Below are 15033 nucleotides of genomic sequence, written 5' to 3' on the forward strand. Positions count from 1 at the left end.
GCCCGTCAATCGGCCACCCACCCGAGCTGTGGACAAAGCTATCCCGCGCCGCGCGCCGGCTCGGCGGCCAGCCCGAGTTCCTCCAGCACCGCGGCCGTGTCGGCCCCCAGCTCCGGGGCGGGGCCCGCCACGCGGCCCGGGGTGCGCGAAAACCAGGTCGGCACACCGGGAAACCGCACCGCCCCGTGCGGGGAGTCCACCGTCTCGAAAAAACCGACCGCGTTCAGGTGCGGATGGTCGAACAGCGCCCCGGGGGTGTGCAGCGGCGCCGCGGGGATCTCCAGCTCACGGAACAGCGCCAGCCAGTCCGCGGTGCTGCGTTCCCGCAGCGTCTCGGCCAGCAGCGCGTAGACGGTGTCGATCTCGCGGGCCCGGCGCTGCACGGTGGCGTACCGGGCGCTGGCCCACGGCGGCTGCACCGCGCCGATAAACGCGTTCCAGTGTTTGTCGTTGTAGATCAGCGCGGCGATCTGGCCGTCGCTGGTGGCATACGGGCGGCGGTTGGGGGCCAGCGCCCGCGGATAGCCCGCCGGGCCCAGCGGCGGGTCGAAGATGGCGCCGTTGGCGTGTTCGACCAGCATGAACGACGCCATCGTCTCGAACATGGCGGCCTCCACCTCCTGGCCCTCCCCGGTCCGCTCCCGGTGGAACAGCGCCATCATGGTGGCGTACAGCGCGGTGAGCCCGGCGACCTTGTCCGCCATGATGGTGCCGACATAGCTGGCCTCCCCGGTCAGCTGCTGCTGGACGGCCGGCAGCCCGCATTCGGCCTGGATGGTGTCGTCATAGGCGGGCAGGTCGCGGCCCGGCCCACGCCGGCCGTAGCCGTAGCAGTTGGTGTACACGATCCCCGGGTTGAGCGCCGCGACCTGCTCGTAGCCGAAGCCGAGCTTGGTGATCGCCTTGGCCCGCATCGAATGGATGAACACGTCGGCGGTGCCGATCAACGCCCGCAGCGCGGTTTTCCCGGCGTCGGTGTGCAGGTCCAGCACCACGCTGCGCTTGCCGCGGTTGACGTTGACGAACACCCCGCTCATCGCCGGCGCCGGCCCGACCGAGATGTAGCGGGTGGTGTCGCCGTCGGGGGATTCGACCTTGATCACGTCGGCGCCCATATCGGCCATGATCTGGGTGCAGTACGGTCCCATCACCATCGCGGTCAGGTCGATCACCCGCAGCCCGGCCAGCGGCCCGGTCCGGTCGGTGGGCCTAGCCATGCTGTGCTCCTTCGGCCATCGCGAAGCTGTACCGGATGTGGTCGACGTGCCCGTCGGGCACCACCGGAAAGATCACCGGAGCGCTGACGTCCCGGATCGCGGCCAGGTCCGCACCGACCTGCTCGATCGACCACGACGGCCGATACACGCCCGGGGTTTCGGCGAGGACGGCCCGCGCCACCCGCCCGGCGATCGCGATCAGCATTTCGCCGCTGACCGAACAGGATTCGTGGGCCAGCCAGCCCACCGCCGGCGCCACCAGCTCCGGGCCCCACGGCGGGTAGGCCGAGGTGTCGATGCCCTCGGCCATCCGGGTGTCGGCGGCCGGCACGATGATGTTGCAGCGCACCCCGGACGCGGCGCCTTCCAACGCGGCCACGTTGGACAGCCCGATCAGGCCGGCCTTGGCGACCGCGTAGTTGGCCACCCCGTGGTTGCCGTACAGGCCGCCGATCGACGAGGTCAACACGATGCGGCCGTAGCCCGCCGCGCACATGGCCGGAAACGCCGGGCGGACAACGTGAAACGCCCCGCGCAGGTGGACGTCGACGACGGCGTCGAAATCCGCGTAGCTCATCTCGAGCAGCGAGCCGCGCCGCACGGTGCCGGCGTTGTGGATGAGGATGTCGAGGCGGCCGTAGCGGTCCAGCGCCGCCGCGGCGATCGCCGCACCGCCGGCCGCGGTGGCCACCGACTCGGTGCAGGCGACGGCCTCGCCGCCGGCCGCGGTGATCTCGGCGACCACCTGCTCGGCGGGGCCGGTGTCGGTGCCGTCGCCGCCCAGGCTGCCGCCGGGGTCGTTGACGACGACCTTGGCGCCCCGCGACGCCAGCAGCAGCGCGTAGGCGCGGCCCAGCCCGCGGCCGGCGCCGGTGATGACGGCGACGCGGTCATCGAAGCGCAGCTCAGGTTCCCAGGATGAGGCCATCGAGATCGCCTTTGTCGCGCCATTGCTGCAGCAGGTCGCCGAACGCGTAGAAGCCGGGCCCGTACGGTTCGCCCAGATGCGACCGGATGCCCTCGCCCCCGCCGCCGCCTTCGTTGTTGTAATAGCCCGGCGTGCAGGCTTGATCGAACGCCGAATTGTCGATCGCGGTCTCCCGGATCGTCTGGCACCACTGGTCCTGGGCCTGCTGGCTGGGCTCGACGGTGGTGGCGCCGCGCTTGAGCGCCTCGGCGATGATGTGCGCGATGTGCTCGCCCTGCAGTTCGTAGTTCGCCGAGATGTTCGCCGAGATACCCACCTGGGTGAAGCCGGTGTAGAACTGATTGGGGAAGCCGTGGCTGGTCATGCCGTGGAAGGTTTTGTACCCGTCTCGCCAGTAGTCGTACAGCGACAACCCGTCGCGGCCCTCGATCGCGTCGATGGAATAGCGGCGCGAGATCTCGGTGGTGATCTCGAAGCCGCTGGCGTAGATGATGCAGTCGACCTCGTACTCGACGCCGCCTGCCACCAGCCCCTTCTCGGTGACCCGTTCCACCCCCTTGGTGGCCGACACGTCCACCAGCGTCACGTTGGGGCGGTTGAAGGTGGGCAGGTACTCGTCATTGGAAAGCGGTCTCTTACACAGGAACCGGTAGTAGGGCTTGAGCGCCTCCGCCGTTTCGGCGTCGTCGACGATGCTGTCGACGCGGCGGCGCAGCCGCTCCATGACCTTGTAGTCTTCCTCCTCCCGAATCGCCATGAACTGCTCGGGGGTCAGCGACGCGGGATCGTCCAGGGCCAGCACCCGGGCGGCGGTGTTGCGCCCGAGTTCGGTCCAGAAGTCGCACACCAGGTCCGGCTGGCCCAGCGCCATCCCCTCGAACGTCCAAGCATGAAAGTTGCGCTGCCGCTCGGCTTGCCAGCCCGGCTGCAGCGAGTTCGCCCAGTCCGGGTCGGTCGGCGCATTGTTGCGCACGTCGACCGTCGACGGCGTGCGCTGAAACACGTACAACTGCTTGGCCGCGCGGCCCAGAAACGGCACGATCTGAATCGCCGTGGCCCCGGTACCGATGATGGCGACGCGCTTGTCGGCCAGCTTGTCCAGTCCGCCGGTGGCGTCCCCGCCGGTGTAGTCGTAGTCCCACCGCGACGAGTGAAAGCAATGCCCCTTGAAGTCCTGGATGCCAGGGATACCCGGCAGTTTGGGCCGGTGGAACGGCCCGGACGCCAGCACCACGAACCGGGCCCGCAGGTCGTCGTCGCGGTTGGTGCCGATCCGCCACCGGTTGATCTCGCCGTCCCACCGCAGGTTGCGCACCTGGGTGGACAGGATCGCGGAATCGTAGAGGCCGAAGTGCTTGGCGATCCGGCGGCAGTGCTCGTAGATCTCGGCGCCGTCGGCGAACTTCTTGCTCGGCATGTAGTCGAGCTCTTCGAGCATCGGGATGTAGCAGTAGGATTCGTTGTCGCACTGGATGCCCGGATAGCGGTTCCAGTACCACACCCCGCCGAAATCGCCGCCCAACTCGATGATCCGCACATCGTCGACGCCGGCCTTTTTGAGGTGGGCGGCGGTCAGCAGCCCCCCGAAGCCGCCGCCGAGAACCGCGACGTCGATGTCGGCCGAGATCGCGTCGCGGACCAGCGGCGGTGAATGCGGATCGGTTTCGTAGTAGCCGGCGAAATCGTCGGACAGTTCCACGTACTGTTTGGAACCTTCGGCGCGCAGCCGCTTCTCGCGTTCGGCCCGGTATTTCTCCCGCAGCGCGTCGATGTCGATGTCGTCGGGCGTCTGCGTGGGCGGGCAGCTGTCGGTCATGCCAGCGACTTCTCCGGCAGCGCGGCCGGGTGCAGCGGCGCCTCCATCTTGTGCACCTCGGGCAGCACCTCCTGGGCGAACAGTTTGGTGCTGGCCATGGCGTCCTCGTAGGGCATGGTGCCGAACTGCGGGACGATCGTCATCTCCGAGAACGAGCACGCCTCCTGGGCGGCGGTGATCCGCTTGAGGATTTCCTCGGGGGTCCCGATCAGCAGGTTCGACGCGTGGTAGCCGGGGGTCTTCTGCGCGGGCGGCTTCCCGTCGCCGGTGACCGCCGAGGCCAGCACCGCGGTCGCGCTGGCCTCCCGGGCGGCATAGGCCTCGTACCCCTTGACGCCCTTGAAGTTCGAGGCGTCGGCGAAACCGTAGTGCACCGTGACATCCCGGTTGGCGGTCCAGATCCACTCTTCGGTCTTGGCCGCGTCGGCCTCGTTGGCGACGCAGTACATGAACATCACGTTCTTGGGCTGGCACGGCGGCAGACCCTCTTCGGCGCGGAAGGTGTTGACCTTTTGCACCTCGGCCCCGGCATCCCAGATCGGCTTGTTGCCGACGAACAGCGGCACCATGCCGCGCCGCGCCAGTATCTCCAACGATTCCGCGGTCGACGACGAGCTGTAGATGCGGGAGAACAGGTCGTCGCTGAGCGGCGCCGGCCGCAGCGACATCTCCGGGACCTTAAAGATCTCCCCGTCGTAGGAGAACCGCTCCCCGGAGAACGCCAACTGCAAGATGTCGAGGGTTTCGTTGAACCGTTGCCGGCTTTCCTCGCGGGGCACCCCGACGGCCTCGAATTCGCCCTTGGACACGCCGCGCCCGATCCCGATGGTGGTGTAGCGGCCGCCCGAGACGATGTCCAGGTAGGCGATCTGGTGGGCCAGCCGGACCGGATGCCACCACGGCGCCACCACGACGAAGGTGCCCAGGCCGACCCGCTCGGTGCGCCCGGCGAAGTAGGTGAGCGCCTGAATCGGGTTGGGGGTCATCCCGTACGGGGTGCCGCAGTGTTCCGGGAACCAGATGCCGTCGAAGCCCAGCGGCTCGGCCAGATCCCCCAGCGCCAGCGCGGCTTGCACGCATTTGTAGTCCGGGGTGGCCGGCGGTGTCGAGAAATCGCCGGCCAGGACGCGTTCCCAGTCCTGCGAGTTCTGCGCACCGGTGCCCAGGTTGACTTTCATCGCTCGTTCCCTTCGGTTGAGGTCGGCAGTTGCTGTGGGTCGCCGGTACCCATGTACTTCGATAGTTGGTGGTGCAGGTTGACCGTGGCCCGTTCCCGGTACGGGTTGGGTTTGGTGCCCGGGCAACCCAGCGATTTCATGCCCCGCTGCACCGCGGCCATATTGGAGAAGTCCTGGGGCAGCACCGACCGCCAGCGCGGGTCGCCGACCGGGGTGTACTCCCATTGGGTGTGCGGCTCTTCGCCTTTCGGGTACAGCTCGAAGACCGACACTTCGAAGATGCACTTGTCCGGGTTGTAGCCGGGGTCCGGACGGGCGCTGTAGCACAGCGCGCTGGTCAGGCCCTGCCCGATCTGGAAGTTCGGGAAGATCTGCCAGGCGGTGCCGCTTTGGCCCAGGATGTCGGCCGGGATGGTCGGCCAGATCACGCCGCGCGCCTCGTCATCCCGGCGCGCCGAGGACAACCAGTGCTCAAGCACCTGGTCGGCGGGGGTGCCCTCGGGCAACTCGTCGACCAGCCGCAGCGCCGCGTTCACCAGCGTCTGCGTGGTCGTCGCGTTGGTCTCCTCCATGGTGTAGACCTGCATCTGCGCGGTGGAGATCCGCGGATCCCCGGTGCCCAACCGGATCTTCGACTTGGTTTCCTCCAGGTCGTCGGGTGCGTCGTAGCCGATGTTGGAGTGTTTGCCCTGCGCCTTGGCCCAGCCCTTGAATTCGCCGAACCTGTTGAACTCCGGGTGGGTGGTATAGACGTGGTAGGTCTCGTTGAAGGCCTCCATCGCGACCTTCCAGTTGCAGTCGAAGTTCAGCCACTTGCGCCACTTGTAGCGCATGTTCTGCAATCCGAACGGGTCGAGGATCTTGGCGGCCGGAAACAGGTAGTCGGCCAACGGTTCGCAGTCCGGGTCCATGTTGATCCACAGCCAACCGCCCCAGGTGTCGACGTTGACCGAGGCGAGGTGGGTGTTGTCCGCGGTGAGCGCGCCCTGCCAGTCCGGGCGCTCCCGGATGTGGGTGCACGCCCCGGTCAGGTCGTAGGTCCAGCCGTGAAACCCGCACACGAACGACTTGCGGGTCCGATCACAGGCGTTCTTGGCCCCCGCCGGGGTGTCGACCAGCCGCCGGCCGCGGTGCATGCAGACGTTGTGGTGTGCTCGGAATTCGTCGGCGCCGGTGCGCACCACGATGATCGAATCGTCGAGGATGTCGTAGGTGAGGTAGCTGCCCACCTCGGGCAGCTCTTCGACCCGACCGACCTGCTGCCACACCTTGCGCCACAGCCGGTCCCGCTCGGCGCGGGCGTAGTCCGGGCAGGTGTAGGCCTCGACCCCGATCGTCGTCGGTGCGGACAGCTCGTCGGAATCGGTCACGGTTCCTCCCAACGGGTGATGGCGGCGCGGAAGGCTTCGTCCTTGAGGAACAGCGAGGTGTTGTCCGCGCCCAGATGTGTCCATTTGAGGTCCAGCCCACCGTCGACCAGCAGGGTCTGGCCGGTGATGTAGCTCGACAGGTCCGACAGCAGAAACAGGATGGCGCCGGCCTGTTCGTCGGGGCGGCCGCGGCGCCCCATCGCGATCGCCCGCCGGTCGCGGTCGGGGTCGGCGTCGACGTAGGTGGCCGACGCCGCCGTCTCGGTCACCCCGGGTGCCACCGCGTTGACCCGGATCCGGTGGCCGGCGAGTTCAACGGCCATGGTGCGGGTCGCCGCCACCACCGCCGCCTTCGCGGTGCCGTAGCCGATGTGAAACGGCGCGGTGTTCATTCCGCTGATCGACGAGATCGACACGATCGAGCCGGGCCGGCGCTGCGCGACCAGTTCGGCGGCCACCGCCTGGCTCATGAAGAACATGGTCTCGAGGTTGTCGGTGAACAACGCCCGCCAGTCCGCGCGGCGCACCCGGGTGCACGGCCTCCAGGTCGCCGGCGCGGCCCCGCCGGCCACGTTCACCAGCCCGTACAGCTCGCCGGCGGCGGCGCGGGCCTGCTCCAGCACCGCGGCGATGCCGTCGTCGGTGGCGGCGTCGGCGACCGTCGGCACGATCGGCAGGCCCCGGTCGACCAGGGGCCCGAGGTGCCGGTCGAGGTTGTCCCGACATCGGCTCACCGCGACGACGGTGGCCCCGGCCTCGGCGACCATGCGGGTCACCGTGGTGCCGATTCCGCCGCCACCGGCGCCCGACACCACGACGACGCGGCCGTCGAGGCTCAGCAGATCGTTCTCACCCAAAGTATTTGTCCGGACCAGGTAGTTGTGTGCATTGGATTGAGAATATGATTCTCTACAGCTGATCCTGGCGTCAAGGGGTGAATTTTGGGCGGGTGGCGTTATTGTCTGGACCAATACCGCTTGCTAACGTGCGAGCGATGACGGTCGGAACACGCATGCCGCAGCCGGACAGCCGCTACGCCGCCCCGGCGGCGCCCCGCCTCGCCGAGGGCTGGCAGCTGCAGCGGCTGACCCCGCCGAGCCGGCTGTTCGGCGCGAACGGTCTGCGCACCGGCGCCGACGGCCGCGTCTACGTCGCGCAGGTCACCGGCAGCCAGATCAGCGCGCTGAACCTAGCGACCGGTGCGCTGGCGACCATCAGCGCCAAGGGCGGCGACATCATCGCGCCCGACGATGTGGCCTTCGACCCGGCCGGCAACCTGTACGCCACCGAGGTGATGGACGGGCGGGTGAGCGTGCTGGACACCGCGGGCCGCGCCCGGGTGCTGCGCGACGACGTGCCGTCGGCCAACGGCATCACCGTGCATCGGGGCCGGTTGTTCATCGGCGAATGCCGGGAGGGCGGGCGGCTGCTCGAACTCGACCTGAACGGCGGTGCGCCGCGGGTGCTGTTGGACAACGTGCCCTCCCCCAACGCCATGGAGGTCGGGCCCGACGGCCTGTTGTACTTCCCGGTGATGGGCGCCAACGAGATCTGGCGCATCGACCCGGACGGCGGCGAGCCGCAGCGCGTCGCCGCCGACCTGGGCGTGCCCGACGCGGTGAAATTCGACGCCGACGGCCAGCTGGTGTCGACCCAGGTGCACAGCGGCCAGGTGCTGCGGATCGATCCGCGTAGCGGGGCGCGCACCGTGCTGGCCGAGCTGAACCCGGGCCTGGACAACCTGACGTTCGTCGGCGACCGGTTGCTGGTCTCGAATTTCACCGGCGAGATCACCGAAATCCTGGCCGACGGGCAGATCCGCACCGTGCTGCCGGGCGGGTTGAACTGGCCGCTGGATCTGGCGGTGGGCCGCGACGGCACCCTGCACATCGCCGACGGCACCTACTGCTACGCGCTGGGCCGCGACCGGGCGCTGCACACGGTGGGCATGCTGTTCAGCCCGGGCTACCCGGGTTTTCTGCGCGGCCTGACCCCGGCCGGGCCCGGCGAGTTCGTCGTCACCACCTCCGGCGGCCAGGTGGCGCGGTACCGACCGGCCAGCCAGGAAAGCGAGGTGCTGGCCGACGGATTCGATCAGCTCTACGGGGTGGCGCTGGCCCCGGACGGGGCGGCGGTGGCGGCCGAATTCGGCACCGGGCGGCTGCTGGCGATCCGGGCGGGGCAGGTCGAGGTGCTGGCCTCCGGGCTCAGCGATCCGGTGGGGGTGGCGATCGGCCCCGACGGCGGCTGCCTGGTCGCCGAGGCCGGGCGGGTGGTCGCGGTGACCGGGTCGGGCAGCGAACCCGTGCTGGACGGTGTGGCGCGCCCGCACGGGATCGCGGTGCACGACGGGCAGCTCTACGTCGTCGACGCCAGCGACAAGACCCTGATCGGCTTCGATCTGGAGCACAAAACCCGACGCGTCATCGCGGCCGACCTGCCGGTCGGCGCCCCGGCTGGGGTGACCCCCAAACCGTTGCGGGGCATGCCGCCGTTCTCCGGGCCGCAGGGCCCGTTCGCCGGGCTCGCGGCCGGACCCGACGGCACCCTGTACCTGTCGGCCGACGCCGAGGGCAGCGTGCTGGCGCTGCGACGGACCTAGGCGCGCCCGATGCCCGACAACGACCACCGTTACCTGCAGGTGGCGCGCACCCTGCGCAAGGAGATCGTGGACGGCGTCTACCCGGTAGGCTCCCAGCTGCCCACCGAACACGAGCTGTGTCAACGGTTTTCGGTCAGCCGATACACCGTGCGGGAGGCGCTGCGCCGGCTGCGGGACGATAACCTGGTGGCATCGCGGCCGCGGGCGGGCACCCTGGTGGTGCCCCGCCCCACCTCGGACTCCTACGTGCAAGACGTCATGTCGATCAACGACCTGCTGGCGTTTGCGACCGGCGCCCGCTTCGCCATCGAATCCAGCGCCATGGTCACCGTGGACGACGAGTTGGCCGGCCGCACCGGGCTGGCCAGCGGCGACTCCTGGCTGGCGGTGCGCGGCTACCGGCAGGCCGAGGGCGCGGATTTTCCGCTGTGCTGGACCGAGTACTACATCAACCGGGCCTTCGCCGGGGTGGGCCGACTGCTGCAGCGCCACGAGGGCCCGATCTTCCCGCTGATCGAGGACCTGTTCGGGCAGAACATCGTCGAGGTGCATCAGGAGATCGCCGCGGTGCTGATCTCGCCGCCGCTGGCGGCGGGCCTGAAGGTCCAGCCGGGCACCCCGGCGCTGGAAGTGCGCCGCACCTACACCACCTCCGACGGCGAGGTCGCGCAGGTCACCATCAACACCCATCCGGCGTCGCGGTTCCGGCACGCGATGACCATGCGGCGAGTGCGAGGCTAGGCCGCCGATGGACCGCTGCGACTACGACCGCGCGGCCGCCGCCTACGCGCACCGGTGGTGGGTGAAAACCACGCTGGCCGACACGCTGCGCGACGCCGCGCAGCGCGCGCCCCGGCGTATCGCGCTGATCGACGGGGCGTGCCGGCTGGACTGCCAGGCCCTGCACAGTCAGGCCGAGGCGCTGGCCCAGGCCCTGCTGGCGCGGATGCCGGTCGGCAGCGTGGTGTCCTTCATGTTGCCGAATTGGCATGAGGCCGCGGTCATCTACCTCGGGGCGACGCTGGCCGGGATGGTCGTCAACCCGATCCTGCCGTCGCTGCGGGATCGCGAGCTGGCGTTCATCCTCGACGACGCCGCCACCCGGATGATCTTCGTACCCGGTGACACCGGCCGCTACGACTATCCCGCGATGCTGGACCGGGTGACCGCCCAGTTGGCTGCCCCGCCCGAGGTCGTGGTGGTGCGCGGCGGCCCCGGCGAGCACGGCTACGCGGCGCTGCTGGGTCGCCGACCCGCCGCCCAGCCGCTGCCCACGCTCGACCCGGACGCGGTGCGGATGATCATGTACACCTCGGGCACCACCGGGCGCCCCAAAGGGGTGCTGCACAGCCACAATTCGATTCACGCGCTGATCACCCAGATCCGGGACCACTGGCTGGTCGAGTTCGGCGACACGTTTCTGGTGCCGTCCCCGATCGCGCACATCGGCGGATCCATCTACGCGTTCGAGTGCCCGCTGCTGCTCGGCACCACCGCGGTGCTGATGGACCGGTGGAACCCGGAGGCCGCGGTGGCGCTGATGCAGGCCGAGCGCTGCACCCACCTCGCCGGGGCGACGCCGTTCCTGGATCAGCTGCTGGCCGCGGCGCAGCGGGCCGGGACCCGGCTGCCCGATCTGAAACTGTTCGTCTGCGGCGGCGCCTCGGTGTCGCCGGGCCTGATCCGGCGGGCGGCCGCCCATTTCGAGCGCGCCGTGGTCACCCGGGTGTACGGCTCCACCGAGGTGCCGGTCACCACGGTCGGCGCGCTGGGCCCCGCCGACCGCGACCGCGCCGCGGACACCGACGGCCGGCCCGGGCTGGCCGAGGTGAAGCTGGTCGACGGCGAAATCCGGGCGCGTGGACCGCAAATGCTGGTCGGCTACCGGCACCCCGAGGATGCGGCCGACGCGTTCGACGCGGACGGTTTCTTTTGCACCGGGGATCTGGCCCGCTGGGTCGACGACGAGTTCCTGGTCGTCACCGGCCGCGCCAAGGACCTCATCATCCGCAGCGGGGAGAACATCTCCCCCAAGGAAGTCGAGGACATTCTCGTCGGGCATCCCGAGGTGGCCGAGGTGGCCGTGGTGGGCCTGCCCGATGCCCGCACCGGCGAACGCGCCTGCGCGGTCGTCGTGCCCGCGGCGGCGCCGGGCCCGGATGTCGCCGCGCTGCGCGGCTTCCTGCAGGCGCACGGCCTGGCCACCTTCAAAGCCCCCGAGCAGGTGGTGCTCTGGGACGCGCTGCCCAAAAACGACGCCGGGAAGGTATTGAAGCAGCGGATTAAGGCAATGCTGACAGCAACGGATGAGTGATATGCAGACAGCGGTAGTGACCGGGGCGAGCAGCGGAATCGGGTGGGGCTGCGCGGTGCGGCTCGCGCAGGCGGGCATGGCGGTGCTGGGCACCGGACGCGACCGGGGGCGGCTGGCCGAGTTGGAACACTCGCACGACGCCGTCGCGACCCTGGCCGTCGACCTGCTCGACGAGGATGCGCCGCGGCGGATCGTCGAGGCGGCGGTGCAGCGGTGGGGCCGGATCGACTTCTTGGTCAACAATGCCGGCGCGGGCAGCCCCAAACCGCTGCACGAGACCGACGACGAGAACCTGGACTATTTCCTGGGTTTGATGCTGCGCGCCCCGTTTCGGTTGACCCGCGAGGCGCTGCCGCACATGCGGCCGGGCTCGGCGATCATCAACATCACCTCCACCTTCGCGGTGGTGGGGGGGCTGCGCGGCGGGGCCTACTCGGCGGCCAAGGGCGGGCTGACCGCGCTGACCACCCACCTGGCCTGCCAGTACGGGGCGCAGGGCATCCGCTGTAATGCGGTGGCGCCCGGCGTGATCCGCACCCCGATGACCGAACACCGGCTGGCCGACGAACGGTTCCGCCGCATCAACACCGAGATGACCCCGCACCAGCGGTTGGGCACCGTCGATGACGTGGCGGACACGGTGGCGTTCCTGTGCTCACCCGGCGGCAGCTTCATCAACGGGCAGACCATCGTGGTCGACGGCGGCTGGAGCTCCACGAAATACCTGTCCGAGCGGGCCCTGACCTCGCAATGGACCACGCCGTGAACCTGTTCGCGGTGCTGGATCAGGCCGCAGTTCGCTTCGGTGACGCCGGCGCGGTCTACGACGGGGCGCGCCGGTACTGCAGCTGGACCGAGCTGCGGCACCGGGCACTGCGGCTGGCCGGCTCGCTGCGGGCGGGCGGCGCGCCGGGGGCGCGGATCGCGATCGCCAGCGAGAACCGGCCGGAGATCGTCGAGCTGTTCTTCGGGATCTGGGCGGCCGACGCGGTGGCGGTGCCGCTGAACTACAAGCTGCATCCCCGCGAGATGGCGCAGATCCTCACCGACGCCGGCGTCGCGCAGGTGTTCGCCTCGCCGACCATCGCCGCCCAGCTCGCCGCGGTGACCGACGTGCCGGTGGAATCCGTGGCCACCGAGGCGTACTCGCGTCGGCTCGCGGCGGATCCGGCCGCGCCGCCGGACACCGACCCGTCGACGCTGGCGTGGCTGTTTTACACCAGCGGCACCACCGGGCGCGCCAAGGGCGCGATGCTCAGCCACCGCAACCTGATGGCGATGACGCTCGCGCACCTGGCCGATATCGACGACCCCGACCAGGACTGCGCCCTGGTGCACGCCGCACCGATGTCGCACGGGTCGGGCCTCTACATTCCGGCCTATGTCGCGCGCGGTGCGCGGCAGGTGATCCCGGCGTCGCACGGGTTCGACGCGGACGAATTCCTCGACCTGTGCGACCAGCATCGCGGCTGCAGCGCCTTTTTGGCGCCGACCATGGTGCAGCGGCTGATCGCGACCGGCCGGGCCTGCCCGCGTCAGCTGCGGACGATCATCTACGGCGGCGGCCCGATGTATGTCGACAGCCTCAAGAAGGCGATGGCCGCGTTCGGCCCGGTCTTCGCCCAGATCTACGGCCAGGGCGAGGCGCCGATGACCATTACCGGGCTGCCCCGCGCCGACCACGACGCCGACAACGAGGCGCTGCTGGGGTCGGTCGGCTACCCCCGCTCCGGGGTGCAGGTCGCGGTGTTGCGTGACGACGGCATCCCGGCCGCGTGCGGCGAGGTCGGCGAGATCGTGTGCCGCGGCGACGTGGTCATGTCCGGCTATTGGAACGATCCCGACGCCACCGCCGCGACGCTGCGGGACGGCTGGCTGCACACCGGAGACCTGGGCTGCTTCGCCGTCGGCGGCTACCTCACCCTGCACGACCGCTCCAAGGACGTGGTGATCAGCGGCGGCAGCAACATCTACCCGCGGGAGGTAGAGGAGGCGCTGCTGCAGCATCCCGGTGTCGCCGAGGCCGCGGTGATCGGGGCGCCGGACCCGGAGTGGGGGGAGATCGTGGTCGCGTTCGTGGTGGGCAGCGCCGACGAGTCCGCCTTGGACGCGCACCTGCTGGCGCGCATCGCCCGGTTCAAACGGCCCAAGCGCTACGTGTTCGTCGAGGAGTTACCCAAGAACAGCTACGGCAAGGTGCTCAAACGGGAGCTGCGGGCGCGGGTGGGCGGCTGAGCCCGGGCCGCCGAGCGTGTACTCAGCCCGAATTTCGGGCGGATTTTTCGCGCTGAGTACACGTTCGACGAGGGTTATCCCGTACGTATCCCGGCCGGCGGGTTAAATGGCGGTCATGCTTGTCGCCGGTTTGATTTTCGCCGCGCTGGCCGCGGTGCTGCACGTCTACATTTTCGTGCTGGAGTCGCTGCGGTGGACCGCGCCGCGCACCCGGGCCGCGTTCGGCACTACCGCGGAGGAGGCCGAGACCACCAAACCGCTGGCGTTCAACCAGGGGTTCTACAACCTGTTTCTGGCCATCGTCACCGCCGTCGGGATCGGCGCGATCACGTTGGGGAACCGCGCGGTTGGCGCCGCGCTGGTGTTCGCGGGCGTCGGGTCGATGGCGGCCGCGGCGCTGGTGCTGGTGGCCTCGTCGCCGGATAAGGCGCGGGCCGCCGCGGTGCAAGGCACCTTGCCGCTGCTCGCCATCATTCTGCTGGCGCTGGGGCGGTAGCGCCATGGCGGATATCCAACGGTTTCGGATCGATGTGCCCGACGATGTGCTGGTCGACCTGCGCCGGCGGCTGGCCGCCACCCGCTGGCCCGAAGCCGAATGCGTCGACGACTGGAGCCAGGGCATCCCGCTGGCCTACGTCCGCGACCTGGCCGACTACTGGGCCGCCGGCTACGACTGGCGGGCACGGGAGGCGGCGCTGAACCGTTTCGATCAGTTCGTCACCGAGATCGACGGGCTGCCTATTCATTTCGTGCACCAGCGCTCGCCGCATCCCGATGCGTTCCCGCTGATCATCACCCACGGCTGGCCCGGTTCGATCGTGGAGTTCCACAAGGTGATCGGGCCGCTCACCGACCCGACCGCCCATGGTGGGCGCGCCGAGGACGCCTTTCACGTGGTGTGCCCGTCGCTGCCCGGCTACGGCTTTTCCGGCAAGCCGTCGCGTTCCGGCTGGGGCGTCGAGCGGATCGCGGCGGCCTGGGAGACGTTGATGACGCGGCTGGGCTACGAGCGCTACGGCGCGCAGGGCGGCGACTGGGGTGCGGCGGTCACCACGCAGATCGGCCGCAACGGCGGCCACTGCGTCGGGATTCACACCAACATGCCGATCGCGATGCCGACCGCCGAGGCGATGCGCGATCCCACCGATGCCGAGCGCGCGGCGCTGGCCGCGATGAAAGAGCACCAACGTTGGGGCACCGGCTATTCCAAGCAGCAGTCCACCCGGCCGCAGACGCTGGGCTACGGGCTGGTGGATTCGCCGGTCGCGCAGTTGGCCTGGATCGTGGAGAAGTTCTGGGCGTGGACCGACTGCGCCGGGCACCCCGAGAACGCGTTGACCCGGGACGAGTTGCTGGACAACGTGATGCTGTAC

At 69.7% G+C, this 15033-nt stretch carries 13 protein-coding genes; 7 read left to right on the forward strand and 6 right to left on the reverse strand.

The features are described 5' to 3' along the window. Positions 1-38: 38 nt before the first annotated feature. From BKN37_RS01010 to BKN37_RS01035, 6 genes are read right to left on the reverse strand one after another with little or no spacing between them, the layout of a single operon-like run. On the reverse strand, positions 39-1217 hold the full coding sequence (locus tag BKN37_RS01010; RefSeq protein WP_071019832.1) for a CaiB/BaiF CoA transferase family protein: 1179 nt from the start codon (positions 1215-1217) through the stop codon (positions 39-41). Beyond that, positions 1210-2145: an SDR family NAD(P)-dependent oxidoreductase gene (locus BKN37_RS01015; protein WP_071019835.1), complete on the reverse strand. Its 936-nt coding sequence runs from the start codon at positions 2143-2145 to the stop codon at positions 1210-1212. The genes BKN37_RS01010 and BKN37_RS01015 overlap by 8 nt, the downstream gene beginning before the upstream one ends. Beyond that, positions 2123-3961 carry a flavin-containing monooxygenase gene (locus BKN37_RS01020; protein WP_071019839.1) on the reverse strand — a complete coding sequence of 613 codons (1839 nt, stop codon included), beginning with the start codon at positions 3959-3961 and terminating at the stop codon, positions 2123-2125. The genes BKN37_RS01015 and BKN37_RS01020 overlap by 23 nt, the downstream gene beginning before the upstream one ends. Beyond that, a complete protein-coding gene (locus BKN37_RS01025; RefSeq protein ID WP_071019843.1) occupies positions 3958-5139 on the reverse strand; it encodes an LLM class flavin-dependent oxidoreductase in 1182 nt (393 codons plus the stop codon). Before BKN37_RS01025 ends, BKN37_RS01020 begins: the two co-directional genes overlap by 4 nt. After that, complete coding sequence (locus BKN37_RS01030) at positions 5136-6509, reverse strand: aromatic ring-hydroxylating oxygenase subunit alpha (RefSeq protein ID WP_242657032.1); 1374 nt, start codon at positions 6507-6509, stop codon at positions 5136-5138. The genes BKN37_RS01025 and BKN37_RS01030 overlap by 4 nt, the downstream gene beginning before the upstream one ends. Further along, a complete protein-coding gene (locus BKN37_RS01035; protein ID WP_071019849.1) occupies positions 6506-7366 on the reverse strand; it encodes an SDR family NAD(P)-dependent oxidoreductase in 861 nt (286 codons plus the stop codon). The genes BKN37_RS01030 and BKN37_RS01035 overlap by 4 nt, the downstream gene beginning before the upstream one ends. A 155-nt stretch (positions 7367-7521) precedes the next feature. On the opposite strand from BKN37_RS01035, the gene BKN37_RS01040 reads away from it, so the two are divergent. From BKN37_RS01040 to BKN37_RS01070, 7 genes are all read left to right on the forward strand, one after another. Beyond that, positions 7522-9111, forward strand: coding sequence for a Vgb family protein (locus BKN37_RS01040; protein WP_095406961.1), 1590 nt, complete (start codon positions 7522-7524; stop codon positions 9109-9111). Between the two features lie 9 nt (positions 9112-9120). Beyond that, positions 9121-9852: a GntR family transcriptional regulator gene (locus BKN37_RS01045; RefSeq protein ID WP_071019856.1), complete on the forward strand. Its 732-nt coding sequence runs from the start codon at positions 9121-9123 to the stop codon at positions 9850-9852. A gap of 7 nt (positions 9853-9859) precedes the next feature. Beyond that, positions 9860-11425, forward strand: coding sequence for an AMP-binding protein (locus BKN37_RS01050; RefSeq protein WP_071019859.1), 1566 nt, complete (start codon positions 9860-9862; stop codon positions 11423-11425). Continuing rightward, positions 11418-12191: an SDR family NAD(P)-dependent oxidoreductase gene (locus tag BKN37_RS01055; protein WP_207547194.1), complete on the forward strand. Its 774-nt coding sequence runs from the start codon at positions 11418-11420 to the stop codon at positions 12189-12191. Before BKN37_RS01050 ends, BKN37_RS01055 begins: the two co-directional genes overlap by 8 nt. Beyond that, a complete protein-coding gene (locus tag BKN37_RS01060) occupies positions 12188-13660 on the forward strand; it encodes an acyl-CoA synthetase (RefSeq protein WP_071019930.1) in 1473 nt (490 codons plus the stop codon). The genes BKN37_RS01055 and BKN37_RS01060 overlap by 4 nt, the downstream gene beginning before the upstream one ends. Before the next feature lie 115 nt (positions 13661-13775). Further along, a complete protein-coding gene (locus BKN37_RS01065) occupies positions 13776-14156 on the forward strand; it encodes a DUF1304 domain-containing protein (RefSeq protein ID WP_071019934.1) in 381 nt (126 codons plus the stop codon). Positions 14157-14169: 13 nt separating this feature from the next. Continuing rightward, the coding region (locus BKN37_RS01070) for an epoxide hydrolase family protein (protein WP_083341500.1) at positions 14170-15033 on the forward strand (864 nt) is incomplete at its 3' end.

The sequence above is a fragment of the Mycobacterium talmoniae genome (assembly GCF_001854525.1).
Classification (GTDB): domain Bacteria; phylum Actinomycetota; class Actinomycetes; order Mycobacteriales; family Mycobacteriaceae; genus Mycobacterium; species Mycobacterium talmoniae.

What these genes read in the sequence shown, in the direction of transcription:
- BKN37_RS01065 (WP_071019934.1), top strand. Translation starts at nt 13,776, where the DNA reads ATGCTTGTCGCCGGTTTGATTTTCGCCGCGCTGGCCGCGGTGCTGCAC.
- BKN37_RS01010 (WP_071019832.1), bottom strand. Translation starts at nt 1,217, where the DNA reads ATGGCTAGGCCCACCGACCGGACCGGGCCGCTGGCCGGGCTGCGGGTG.
- BKN37_RS01025 (WP_071019843.1), bottom strand. Translation starts at nt 5,139, where the DNA reads ATGAAAGTCAACCTGGGCACCGGTGCGCAGAACTCGCAGGACTGGGAA.
- BKN37_RS01015 (WP_071019835.1), bottom strand. Translation starts at nt 2,145, where the DNA reads ATGGCCTCATCCTGGGAACCTGAGCTGCGCTTCGATGACCGCGTCGCC.
- BKN37_RS01050 (WP_071019859.1), top strand. Translation starts at nt 9,860, where the DNA reads ATGGACCGCTGCGACTACGACCGCGCGGCCGCCGCCTACGCGCACCGG.
- BKN37_RS01045 (WP_071019856.1), top strand. Translation starts at nt 9,121, where the DNA reads ATGCCCGACAACGACCACCGTTACCTGCAGGTGGCGCGCACCCTGCGC.
- BKN37_RS01055 (WP_207547194.1), top strand. Translation starts at nt 11,418, where the DNA reads ATGAGTGATATGCAGACAGCGGTAGTGACCGGGGCGAGCAGCGGAATC.
- BKN37_RS01040 (WP_095406961.1), top strand. Translation starts at nt 7,522, where the DNA reads ATGCCGCAGCCGGACAGCCGCTACGCCGCCCCGGCGGCGCCCCGCCTC.
- BKN37_RS01020 (WP_071019839.1), bottom strand. Translation starts at nt 3,961, where the DNA reads ATGACCGACAGCTGCCCGCCCACGCAGACGCCCGACGACATCGACATC.